The 13,181-nt window shown below is 46.3% G+C and carries 7 protein-coding genes; 2 read left to right on the forward strand and 5 right to left on the reverse strand.

Annotation, left to right across the window (positions count from 1 at the left end):
• Window positions 1-2 precede the first annotated feature (2 nt).
• Entirely contained in the window at window positions 3-389 is a 387-nt protein-coding gene (locus KO501_RS02830) for a hypothetical protein (protein WP_216028113.1), read from the reverse strand.
• Between the two features lie 95 nt (window positions 390-484).
• Window positions 485-2,167 carry an AMP-binding protein gene (locus tag KO501_RS02835; RefSeq protein ID WP_216028114.1) on the reverse strand — a complete coding sequence of 561 codons (1,683 nt, stop codon included), beginning with the start codon at window positions 2,165-2,167 and terminating at the stop codon, window positions 485-487.
• 273 nt (window positions 2,168-2,440) lie between these two features.
• Between KO501_RS02835 and KO501_RS02840 the strand changes: the two genes are divergently transcribed.
• Both KO501_RS02840 and KO501_RS02845 read left to right on the forward strand, forming a co-directional pair.
• On the forward strand, window positions 2,441-2,896 hold the full coding sequence (locus KO501_RS02840; protein WP_354667805.1) for a (2Fe-2S)-binding protein: 456 nt from the start codon (window positions 2,441-2,443) through the stop codon (window positions 2,894-2,896).
• On the forward strand, window positions 2,893-5,142 hold the full coding sequence (locus KO501_RS02845; protein WP_216028116.1) for a molybdopterin cofactor-binding domain-containing protein: 2,250 nt from the start codon (window positions 2,893-2,895) through the stop codon (window positions 5,140-5,142). Before KO501_RS02840 ends, KO501_RS02845 begins: the two co-directional genes overlap by 4 nt.
• Window positions 5,143-5,146: 4 nt before the next feature.
• Here KO501_RS02845 and KO501_RS02850 read toward each other — a convergent pair whose 3' ends face one another.
• From KO501_RS02850 to KO501_RS02860, 3 genes are all read right to left on the reverse strand, one after another.
• Window positions 5,147-9,364 (reverse strand): EAL domain-containing protein, encoded by a 4,218-nt coding sequence (locus tag KO501_RS02850; RefSeq protein ID WP_216028117.1) that lies wholly within the window; start codon window positions 9,362-9,364, stop codon window positions 5,147-5,149.
• Window positions 9,365-9,485: 121 nt separating this feature from the next.
• A complete protein-coding gene (locus KO501_RS02855; RefSeq protein WP_216028118.1) occupies window positions 9,486-10,862 on the reverse strand; it encodes a ribonuclease J in 1,377 nt (458 codons plus the stop codon).
• A gap of 140 nt (window positions 10,863-11,002) precedes the next feature.
• Window positions 11,003-13,168: a S46 family peptidase gene (locus tag KO501_RS02860; protein WP_216028119.1), complete on the reverse strand. Its 2,166-nt coding sequence runs from the start codon at window positions 13,166-13,168 to the stop codon at window positions 11,003-11,005.
• Window positions 13,169-13,181: the final 13 nt, after the last annotated feature.

A 13,181-nucleotide genomic window follows, 5' to 3' on the forward strand; every position in this document is an offset into this window, starting at 1 on the left:
GGTTAAGTCGATGTATCCAAGCCCAGTTTATCTGCAACCGACTGGGCTTCTTTGCATGAAGCGGGCTCATCTGCACGGCTCATTTGTTCACAAGGCACTGCAGCTAAATCTTCCAAACATTGGGTACCCGCTTCAATCATTTCTGCATACTGTGATGGATCACCCATTATTTGTTCTGGTATGTATTGCTCACACATCTTAGACGTCATACTGTCAATAATGGCTTTCATTTGTGCCGGTACTTCCCCGCCAGTCTCCTTTTTAACTTCTTCGGTAATGCACATTTTCACTTTATTACAAAATTGGGTAGCCGCCTGTTGATAGGCATTCACATCCGCCATGGCCGTTTGAGTAAAAGCCAATGACGCTAGCGCGAGTATTTTTACCATTTTTTGCGTTCCTTGCCGGTAGAATGACATTATGACGCCAGTATGTTTACGGCGTCTAAGTTGGATAAATAATAGACCAGCGCACCGTGTTTTGGCTAGCGAGGATTTATCGTCACCCATTCCACCGATTGTGTATAGGAAGCTAAGATCACATCGCGATATCGAGATTCCAAAACATGACGCTTAACTTTCAGCGTTGGTGTAAGCAAATCATTGTCAATGGACCATTCTTCATCAATCACTAAAATTCGATCCAACTTTTGATGACTTTCAAGCATTGAATTGGTGGCTTGTAAGGTGCTGCTTAGGCGCGTATCTAGCTCATCTTTTGCCTGTTTTTGGGCTTCTTCAGTTAATACCACCAGCGCGATGGGTTGCGGCAAGCCTGTGCCAACAACACAAACCTGCTCTATGGCGGCATTTTCCATAATGCGGGCTTCAATGGGCGCAGGTGTTACGTACTTCCCTTTCTCTGTTTTAAAGATATCTTTGAGTCTACCGGTAATACGGACAAACCCTTCAGCGTCAATATCCCCTTTATCTCCTGTGCGTAAATAACCATCATCATTAAAGGCGGCCGCTGTTTTTGCAGGATCTAAATAATAAGACACCATGTTACAAGGCGATTTCACCAAGATTTCATGTTCATCACTTAACGTGATATCCACCCCTTTATAGGGTTGTCCTATTTTTCCAATCTTTTCTTTATTGAAAGGTAAGCAGGCCGTGCCATAGGCGCAATTTTCCGTCATTCCCCATCCTTCACAGATAGGTATGCCCACACTATAAAACCACTTGATGACCGCTGGAGCCAAGGGCGCAGAACCACTGGCGAATAACCGTGTTTGGCCTAACCCGAGGCCTTCTTTTATTTTGTTTTGTACAACACCACGGACAAACGGAATTTTAAGCAACACAGACAGTTTTTTCTGTGGCATTTTCGCCAATATTCCTTGCTGGAACTTTGTCCACAAGCGTGGCACCGAAACAAACAAGGTAGGCTGACAGTGGGCCACGTCCCGTTGAAACGTATCTAAGGATTCAACGAAGAACACTTGTCCGCCAGAATAAAAACTTCCCACTTCCACCAATACCCGTTCGGTAATATGGGCCAAGGGTAAATAGCTCATCATTCTGTCGGTGTGACCAAATGTAATGCTATCGATAGAGTTGGCTGCTGCCCAACACAAGGTTCTAAAGCTGTGCACAACCCCTTTGGGTTCACCGGTACTACCCGAGGTATAGATGATGATCATGATGTCATCAAACTCACGATCAGGCGAGTGTGCAATGGGGTCACAATTGATAAAATCATTCCACTGGGTATGGGCAGGGATCCCCACATACGGCAAGGCCACTGTGGGAACCGACTCTGGAATAGTCGGAAGTTGCATAGCGGGTTTATCGAGCTTACCAATAAACAACAGCTTTATATCGCCATGACGGATCACGTAATTTAACGTTTCACCACCGGCTGAAGCAAAAACGGGAACAGATACGTGCCCCGCCATCATGATCCCCAGATCCAAAATAAACCATTCGGCACAGTTCTTCGCAAACACCCCAATTCGACTGCCTGCACTGAGTTTCCTTAAAGCCAATGCCGCAGCGATGCGTCTTGCCATATCGGCCACTTGGGCAAACGTATACTGTTTATACTCGCCATCTACCGGTTGAGTAAGATAGACATCATCAGGGCGGGTATTTTCCCAATGGTATAGCATGGCAAGGGGCGTATACTTCACATTCTGGTTTTCAGACACGACGGGAAATTTCATTTATGCGTCTTCCACGTTTATTGATATTGTGAAATAAGTTTAACATCAAATTCACAATCTCGTTATGCAATTTTGAGGTTTTACGCGTACTTAAACAGCAAAGTTCACCCTATTCGATGATTTTAAATACCTAAACAGGTGCATTTAATGTACGGTAATAAACAATCAGCAGCTAGACCATATCAAAACAGTCACGAAAAAACATGCGCTGGCCGCAGTATCGTTGCGCTTTATCAATAAACCTGCTGTTGTGGACAAAAAAGAGGCAGCTACATCATGAAAATTACGATTAATGGAAAAGAACATCAATTCAACGGTGACCCGCAGATGCCTTTACTTTGGTTTCTGCGCGATGAATTGAACATGAAAGGAACCAAGTATGGATGCGGAATGGCACTATGCGGTGCGTGTACCGTTCACATCAATGGCGAAGCCACCCGTTCTTGCGTTTTACCCATGTCAGCCACCGACGGTATGACCATCACCACCATTGAAGGCCTAGACGACACAGACAGTCATCCACTACAAATATCTTGGGCCGAAGAAAACGTCCCCCAATGTGGTTATTGTCAAAGTGGTCAAATCATGCAGGCCGCTTCGCTATTAGCAAAGAATCCCTCTCCTACGGATCTTGAGATCGACCAGAACATGTCTGGAAACATATGCCGATGTGGAACCTACCCTCGCATTCGTAAAGCGATTAAAAAGGCGGCAGGGAGCAACTCATGAGCCAAGATACCCTGTCCCGACGTTCGTTTTTAAAAGCCACTGCCTCTACTGGCGGATTATCGCTGGCGGTAACTCTGTTACCAGGCAAACACGTGTTTGCAGCACAAGATAATAGCAGTACACCTGAAACACTGACCCCCAGTGTGTTTATAGATGTAGCCGTGGATGGCACGGTTAATATTACTTGCCACCGTTCAGAAATGGGTCAACAGGTTCGTACTGCCATTGCTCAAATCATTGCCGATGAATTGGATGCCGATTGGCAGCGAATCAATGTGATTCAAGCCACCGGCGATAAAAAATACGGTGACCAAAACACCGATGGGTCACGCAGTATTCGACGTAATATCGACAGACTACAAATTGCAGGCGCCACAGCGGCTCTTATGCTTAGGCAAGCTGCGGCAAAAGGCTGGGGCATTAGTGCGGATGATTGTGTCTGTGACCAGCACACCGTGCGCGACCAAAACTCAGGCAAAAAAATTGACTTTGCCGCAATAGTTCCCGTAGCCGCTACCTTACCCGTTCCCGAACCCGAAACGGTAACACCAAAAGCACGCAGTGCATGGAAATTCGTGGGGAAAGGGGTAGCGAGCATAGATTTACCCGCTGTGGTTAAAGGCGCTACGGTTTACGGCCAGGATGTGCAGCTAGATAATATGCTAGTGGCAGTGATTGTTCGGCCCCCAGTTTTATACACCACCCCAGTGTCTGTGGATGATAGCAAAGCCAAACAAGTGCCCGGTGTAAAACACATCATCACCATGCCCGCATTAACCGAGCCGCCTTTGTTCAAACCTTTAGGCGGTGTTGCCGTGTTGGCCACCCATACCTGGGCTGCCATGCAGGGAGCAAAAGCCCTCGTAATTGAATGGTCAAAGAACGAGCATAGCCAGTATCAATTTGAAACAGAAAAAGCTGCGCTTATCGCGTCTGCCCAGGCTGGGGGCGAGATCATTCGCAAAAAAGGCGATGCTCCGGCCACCATTGCGGCGGCTGATGACATTATAGAGGCCACGTACTTTGCGCCGTTATTAGCTCAGGCTCCTATGGAACCCCCCGCCGCCACGGCGAATGTAGTCGGTGACAAAGCGGAGATATGGGCATGTACACAACACCCACAATCAGCCAGAAGCAACGTCGCTGGTATTTTAGGTATCCCCGAAGAAAATGTGACCGTAAATGTCACCTTACTAGGTGGAGGGTTTGGTCGTAAATCTAAACCGGATTATTCCAATGAAGCCGCTCTGCTATCACAACAGGTAAACCAACCGGTTAAACTCATCTGGCGGCGGGAAGACGATATTCAACATGGGTATTATCATAGTGTGAGTGCCCAGCATATTAAGGCGGTACAAGACAGCAGCGGTAAAACATTAGCATGGCAACACTGCACGGCCTTCCCGTCCATCTCATCCACGTTTGCTAAAGGGGTAACCACCCCTAGTGCCGGCGAACTGCGGTTAGGTTTTACAGATAACCCCTTTGCCATTGAAAATATGCAATTGGAAAAAGGTGAAGCGGTTAGCCACGTACGAATTGGTTGGCTACGAAGTGTGTGTAATATCTTTCATGCATTTGCCATTCACAGCTTTGCCGATGAATTAGCTGCCAAAGCACAACAGGACAGCAAAGCCTACCTGTTATCGTTAATCGGCCCCGGGCGTATTATCGATCTGGCTTCTGAAGGTGCCGAATATGACAACTATGGAGATCCCATAGAAAAATTCCCCGTGGATACAAGCCGTTTAATCAATGTCATTGAACGGGTGTGTAAGTTAGCCAATTGGGATGAACGTAAAAAGCAAAAACGCTTTCTTGGTCTGGCAGCCCACCGCTCATTTTTAAGCTACGTGGCCACCATTGTTGAGGTGGAAGTTGATGACGATGGCAGTTGGCGCATTCCTGCTACCTATATCAGCATCGATGCAGGTACCATTGTGAACACTGAGCATGTAAAAGCACAGTGCGAAGGTGGCGCTATTTACGGGCTAAGTTGTGCTTTAGGGCAAATTTCGGCTCAAGATGGCGCTATCACGCAGTCTAACTTCCATAATTATCAAGTGGCTCGCATTCAACATGCTCCTCAAGATATCACGGTGGATATTGTAGACAGTGAAGCACCTGCCGCGGGCGTAGGTGAACCCCCTACACCGCCATTTATACCTGCATTAACAAATGCGATTTTTGCGGCGACTGGGGTACGAATACGCACCTTACCTTTGCCATCACAAATTAAGCGCTAGCCGATTAATCATCGGCTGAATGAGTCGACCAGGTCTTCGTTAACAAATGGGGAACCTGGTCTGCTGCCACCGGCCGTGAATATAAATACCCCTGATGTAAGTAACAACCGTTTGCTTTCAAGTAATCAGCTTGAACTTGTGTCTCTACTCCTTCGGCAATACACCCCATATCTAAATTTGTAGCCAGATTTATGGTGGTCATCACCAAGGCGTCATTATCGTGCTCTGGGTTAATATCATCGACAAAGCTTTTATCAATTTTAATAATGTTAAGCGGGAATACTTTTAAGTAACTTAATGATGAATATCCAGTACCAAAATCGTCTAGGGCGAGCAAAAATCCCGCTTCTAAGAAACGGTTAATTTGTCGTAATGTGGCGCCAGTATCATCCATTAATACACTTTCGGTTAGTTCAAAGCGCATGGCACTTCGGGGTAATCCAGCTTCATCTAACATGGCAATTACCCCATCAACGTCAAATTCCATCTTAAAATGCAGCGCCGAGAGGTTCACGGCCACATACCCCCGAAACCCAGTGCTATACCATGATTGTAAATCTATCACGGCGCGCTTCATGGCGTCCCGTGTGATATCAATGATATAACGTAGCTCTTCTAAAACCGGTATAAACTCTGAGGGATACAAGGGCGGCGACGACAAATGACATCGCAGTAATAACTCTAAACCTGCAGTGTCGCCGGTGATAACATTCACAATAGGCTGGTAATGATTAAAAAAGCTATGTTCCTGGTAAGCCCGTTTTACCCTATTTTCCAACGACAAGCGCCGTCGCACTTTATCGTCCATTTCTTCGGTGTAATAACTAAACCCATACACCACATCTTTTTTCGCGGTATACATGGCGACATCGGCTTGTTTAAGCAGTTCTGCAGGCTCTTGGGCGTCGTCAGGATAGAAACTGACACCCACACTCGCGGACACCCTGACTATTTCGCTACCAAGTGAGATCGGCGTTTCTACAGCTTTAATTAATGCATCTACAAACTCTCGCACGACCCGTTTATTTTTTATCTTTTCAAGCACAATAACGAACTCATCACCGCCAAGACGGGATACCGTATCTGTGGTATTCGCTAAGTTAAGCATTCTATTGGCGACAATACGTAGCAGTTGATCACCGTAATCATGCCCCAAAGAGTCATTAATGCCTTTAAATCGGTCTAAATCGACAAACAATACGGCCACCGTGTTGTCGCCCTGTGCAATAGCAAGTTCAAGGCGCTCTAGCAGCAAGGTTCTATTTACTAATCCTGTCAGGCTGTCGTAGTTAGCAATTTTTATTAATTTTCGTTCGGCGTATTTTTGATCGGAAATGTCTGACATCACCAAGAGATAATGCTCTGGTTCACTGTCATCGCTCAGGGCTTGTGCAGCAGACAACTCAACAAGGATGTCATAGTGCTTCCCATCAGTGCCAATCAAACGTTCTTCACTTTTCCAGAAATCCCCTGCCGTTAGGCTGGTTAACTTATCTTTTAAACGCTGCCCCAGTTTCGGTGAATTCTCGAACAACCTTTGTAGTTGCCTATGGAGACGTTTATCATTTTCGAGGCCAAAAACCTGACAGCAAGCGGGATTAGCCGCAACGGGAACCAACTCGCTATTAAAAATCATGACCCAATCTCGGGTATGCTGAAACGCATTCCCAAATAATCGCACTTCCTGTTGGGCTTGTTGTAAACGTGTAAGTTGGCGTTGACGGTGATATAGATATGCCCCGGTAAGGATTAACGCCAATGCACCGTACAACGTGTAGGCTAGAGGCGAACGTAACGGAGGATAAGGAATCGTAAATGACAGCATGGCAGGCAATAACAATACATCATTGGCCTGTTTAAGGGGGGCAACTTCAAAGTGATACTTCCCTGGCGCAAGAAACGCAAAGGTAACCCCCCCTCGTTTCGTTAACGACTCACTGACCACCGTGTCTTCATGAACCAATTTATAGCGAAATGCGGTGTTTCTACCGTAACTAGGCGACAATGCCGAAAATCGAATGGTGATGCCATAATCGTCTGACCTAAAATCCATATGCTCGCCACTGAGGTTTCGCATAGGCTGTTTTAGCCTTCTTGACTCTAACGATACACCACTGATCGCCATTTTTTTCACATTTTGTGCCCGTTTTAAGGCTTGGGCAGTAAGGTAGGTGGGGTCAAAAATAATTAAACCGGATGTCGCACCAAATACTAACCGTCCGTCATCTAAACGATACACAGCACCATCATTAAATTCTGAGACACGAATATCTTCACCAGATTTAAAAGTGCGAGTGGAATCGGTAAGTGGATCGAGTAAAGAAAAATAACCATGTGAACTAAACCATAACTGACCACTATCATCGGCAGTGAGACTATAAACAATGTCCGATTCGAGGCGGGAATTAGCGGTATAGTGAACCTTAGGCGCAAAGGTGTCAGCGTCAACGCCCATCAGCCCGTAACTTGGAAAACCTAACCAAAGGGTATTGGTATCGTCTACCACAAAAGACGATACCGACTGCAAATAACTGCGCTGCTCGCTGGAGAACTTAAACACCTGCCTGACAGCAAAAGTTTGTGTATTGATCATCACCAGCGCATTTCTCAGTGCAAGAAATATTTCTCCAGGATAGTGACTGGAAGTACCTAAAAAACCGTCGGCAAACTGGGCATTATAACCAAGTGATTCAAGGGGTACCTGCTCCACTTTTTCGGTGTGATAATCGTAGCGGTAAAAATCGTCAGCAAGGAAGTAAATCCGTCCTTGTTCGTCAGCGGCGCTACCGAAATTCCAATCTAGAAACACGTCGCGACTGAAATCGTCGGCCACAGGTAATGGCGAAAGCATACCGGAAGATTTGTTAAAAAGTCGAAGCCCCTGATAGGTTTCTAAAATAAGGTGGTCGTCATCGGCTGGGTAAATGGCCTGAATAGAAATAATTTCGTCCCGTTCTGCCATATCCTGCTGATATAAAAACAAAGAACTGGCGCCATTACTAAGTTGGTACTTGGTCAGGCCGTTTTCTGTACCTACCCATAACGTGTCACCGTCTTCTTGATAAAAAGACCACACGGTATTGTCAGTTAATACGCGTTTATCATCCCGTATGGTGTTTTGCACCGTTTCAATGCCTAAGGGTTGGGCATACCAGAAAAGCAGGCCGCCGTACACACTGCCTAACCACAAATTACCTTGCTCGTCGGGCAATAACGTACGAATGGTTTTATCGGCGAGTTCTACTAGTCCAGTGGTTGGGTATAAGACATGTTCGTATTGCCAACGCCCATTCGTTCCACTGAGTTTGAAAAGCCCTTTATCCGTACCTAACCAGTAATTGTTTTTATCGCCTTGACGCAGCACCCAAATATTTCGTTCCGGCAAGACAACCTTCCCTTGGGGCGGTTGTTGCACAGACGCGGGTGACAATACCCTTTCCAAGGAAACTTGGTACAGGCCACCCACCGTGCCGATGAGCAGTAAATCAGGCGCGGGGGCAAACAAGACTTTAGCATTGATATTGAGTAAGTTTTCAGAACCTGGTGGCAAATACGGTAGAGGTTTAGGAGGGTCACTAGGGTGGGTAAGGGACAGAATCTCCACGCCCTTAGACGTGGCAATCAAAAGGTGTTCTTTGATCACCAAAATATCACGGATAATATGGCTATCCGCAATATCCTCATTGCCCAGGCGATATAACACCGAATGTTTTCCAGTGGTGGGATCAACGCGAATAATCTCTTGTTCCATGGCCACCACAACGTCTCCGTTCGGCAGTTCTTCAAACGCGTCACTGGACTGGATCCATTCGGGCTGATCCTGATAGTGAATTCTGGCTACGTGGGAATAAGCATTTTTGTCGAGGTCGTAGAAAAAAATACCTTCATTATAGGTAGAAACCCATAATCGATTGTGACTATCTACAAAAAGATTAGTGATCGCATTATTAACGAATAAATCGTCTGGGCCGGGGATGGTAATAAACCGATAGCCGTCAAAACGACTCAAGCCTCCTTCTGTTGCCACCCACACAAAGCCGTCTCTGTCTCTAACGATGTCCTGCACATTATCTTGTGCTAAACCTGCATCGGTGCCCAGTTGTAGAAACGCAGGATCCTCAATACGAGGCTTGCCGTAGGCCTCAGGAAAAAGTAATGAGGCCAGTAACCCAAAATAGATAATTAAGCGTGTTAAAGGATAAGAAACCAAATTTGCGATCATTTTTGAATATTTCAACAGGCGTAATACACACTCTAGATCAAATTAACCGAATGCCCACGAAACAATAACACAATCCGCAAACTAGTCACTGATTATTCGCCCTGCATAAGCATACTAATGCCTATTTTTGCAAGGAGATACGACCGGTCTTGACTAACTGTCGCCGTATACCGGCTTGAGGTGATAAGCGATAAAGATCGCCATTGTTACCAGCATAGGTTTTTCGAACACCGCTTTCCTTAGCGATGGCGCAGTGTGCCTGAATATGCGCATTTTCGCCATGCACCGGAATTGCGATATCGGGTTTTACCCAATGATACATGAGTTTTAATTCTTCGGCACAAGGATGCCCACTCGCATGAATGGGTAAAGGACTCTGCTCACTGAGTACCACATCAACACCTTTTGCTTTAAAACGTTGGAGTAAGCGGTGCACCGCCTCTTCATTGCCCGGAATAATAATACTGGAAAACACCACGTGGTCGCCGGATGATAATTCTAATTGAGGATGACTATCTAGCGCCAAGCGTGATAGCGCCGCTCGGGGTTCGCCCTGACTTCCTGTGGCCACCAGCAAGACTTCTTCTGGCGGTAAATACCCCATGTGGTTAACATCAGCCAACACCAGATCCTCAGGCCAGATCCCCTGTGATTTCGCTATGCTGTACATATTAACCAAAGAGCGACCCACCAAGGCCATATAACGGTTCGTTTTCTTTGCGACTCGGGCAAGACTGATAAGACGTGCAATATTACTAGCAAAACAACTTACCACTACCCGGCCAGTCAGTGGCTTAATGGTGGCCAACAATCCATCGAAGCAACTTCGCTCAGACACTGACATACCCGGCTTTAAGGCATTAGTAGAGTCGCCCACCATTGCCAAAACTGGCGTATCACCTAGTGACTGGTATAAGGTATGTTGAAAGGGTTGACCGGCTACGGGTTGGGCATCGATTTTCCAGTCCGCCGTATGCAAGACGTTTCCTGCCGGCGTACTGATATGTAACGCGAATGGATCGGGAATAGAATGGGTTATCGCTAGCCAGCGCACAGAGAAAGGCCCCACTTGCAATAATTTATCTGCGTCCACTTCAATCAAGGGGACTTTATTGTCCAGACCCACCTGCACTAACTTTCTGCGTAACACTTCTGCTGTAAAGGCCGTTGCATAAACCGGACAACGCAATCGTGGCCACAGATAAGGCACAGCACCTAAATGGTCTTCATGGGCATGGGTCAGCACAAGACCAGACAGCGCTTCCTTGTGCTCCACAATAAAGCGCGGATCCGGAGCAACAATATTATGTAGGTTTTCGCTTCGCTCTTTTTCATTAGTACAAGCCGTCTTTACAGGATGTAAAGGGGCATTAAATGACACGCCGCAATCCACCATTAACCAACGTCCATCATGACCGTAGAGGTTAAGGTTCATGCCTATTTCCCCAGTGCCACCAAGTGGCAAAAACCATAAATCATTTTTGCCGGGGGACAACATACTAATAATAAACTCCTGTTATTTCGCTTTCGAATTTAACGTTGCACTATGGCTATTGAGTTGGCTAAACCCAAAGGGGTAAGGAAACTCGTGGAAATAAGCGGTCGGGCAGCCCCAGACCGCTTTATGGATAACGACATTTATTTTGCGATTGTCATCTCATCGATAAGATTGGTAGCACCATCAACGTATTTCATTACCCACAACATATAGCGGGTGTCTACATGAATCGTTCGAGTGGTTTTTTTATCAAAATCCCAATCTGAATTAACACTTTCGAAGGTACCGTCAAACAATAATCCAACTAACTCGGCTTTACTGTTTAGTGTGGCAGAACCTGAATTACCGCCGGTAGAGTCTAAGTCAGTAAGGAAATTCACTGGTACGCTACCGATACTATCAAGGACATACGGACCGTATTTTTTATCTTTGATAAGCGACAATTGTTTTGCCGGTGCATCAAAAGGCGATTCACCGGTGTCTTTTTCAACAATGCCTTCTAAGCGGGTAAACGGTTCATAGATAAGGCCGTCTTTAGGAGAGCCTCCCATTACATTACCATAGGTCACCCGCAAAGTACTGTTAGCATCGGGATAGGCAAGACTACCCTGAGCTTTTTGCCAATCAATAATCGCGCTCATATATTGTGGTTTTAACGCAGCGGCTTCACCCGCGAGACGTTTGCTTTCATCTTCGATGGCCATTTCGGTATCATACAAGGCCACCGCTAGCCGAATAAACGGGTCGTCACTTTCCTCGAAGGCTTGTTTATCTGCAGTCAACCATTCTAAGCGAGTATCGCTATCTTCTAATGCCGTCTTGGTATAGAAGTCATCAAGGGTTTTCGCCAATGCTTGCTTATCAAAACCATCGGTTAATCCGAGCATCGTATCAAATACTTCCACATGGCTTTTTGCCGGTTGTTCCATGTACATGGCGATCATTGTTTGCCATACGGCTTTGTCTACCTTTGCATCAAAGCGACGATCTACCCGTTTAAGGCTTTCTTCCAATCGCAACTGGTCACGTTGTTGATAACCGGGCTCCCTGAGTTCATCAGGTTTTTCCCGTTCAATAGCATTTCTGTATAAGGTTTGTGCTGACGATAACAATTGTGCTCGCAACAAGTTGTTATACCAGAAATTTTTCTTGTTCATCAAAATACGTTGTTCGGTAATCTCATCAAGAGCGGTTAAATTGTCGATCAGCGCCTGTTTGTTGTTGTCTTGCAACCACTGATTTAACGCCCCTTCCCGCTCGGCGCGGCGGTCGATAAGTTTCACCCGCTTTGCCCCTGCTAATTGACCCAGGGTATTTTTATGAAAGTTGTTCAAGCTCGCTAGCAAGGATTCATATTTAATTCGCGCATCACTGCCCTCTTCAGAAGATGCATTAATGGTGTTGATCCATTTGTCTACTAACGCCACATAGGTAGGATATAGCCAATCAAAGGTGTAGGAGACTTGCGCTAATCGAGCATAGCGATTGGTTGAGCCTGGGTACCCTGCCGCCATGACAAAGTCGCCATCTTTAAGCCCCCCAGCAGATACAGTTAAGACGTGCTCAGGCTGATACGGGACATTGTCCTTGCTGTAATCAGCCGGCTTGCCGTCTTTGTTCACATAAGCACGATAAAAAGAGAAGTCTCCGGTATGACGAGGCCACATCCAGTTATCGATATCGCCGCCGTACTTACCAATGGAATCTGCAGGTGCATAGGCAAGCCTAACATCTCGAATTTCCATCTGTTTGATCAGCTTGTATTCTAATCCTTGGAAAAATGCAGGCACCGAGCAGCGGTATCCATCTTCAGCTTCACATTCGGCTATCAGCGCTTTGCGTTTTTGTTCGATGGCATCATAACGCTCTCGGCCTTGGATGTTATCCCCTAAATCACCAAGAACTTGCTCGGTTACGTCAGCGAAATCAACGGTGACAAACATTCTCGTACCCGGTGCAGCCGGTAATTCCTGCTCAAAAGACTGTGCTAAAAAGCCGTCCTTTAGGTAATTATGTTCTGGGCTGCTGTTATATTGCACCGAGCCCCGTGCACAATGATGATTGGTAACGGCAAGCCCCGACTCAGAGACGAAGGATGCCGAGCAGCCGCCTAAAGAAACGATGGCGCCCATGGGGAAGCCGGTTAAATCGCTCAGTTTGTCCGTTGATATTTGTAACCCAGTGGCATTCAAATCTTTCGCAATGGCGGGAAGCTGTTCAGGAGTAAACATGCCTTCTTTTGCCAACACCGTGTTACTACAACTCAGCAAGGCGACCGAGGCACCAACTGCAATTTTTCGCTTCATTTAATGTCCTTTT

The sequence above is a fragment of the Alteromonas sp. C1M14 genome, from assembly GCF_018860965.1.
Classification (GTDB): domain Bacteria; phylum Pseudomonadota; class Gammaproteobacteria; order Enterobacterales; family Alteromonadaceae; genus Alteromonas.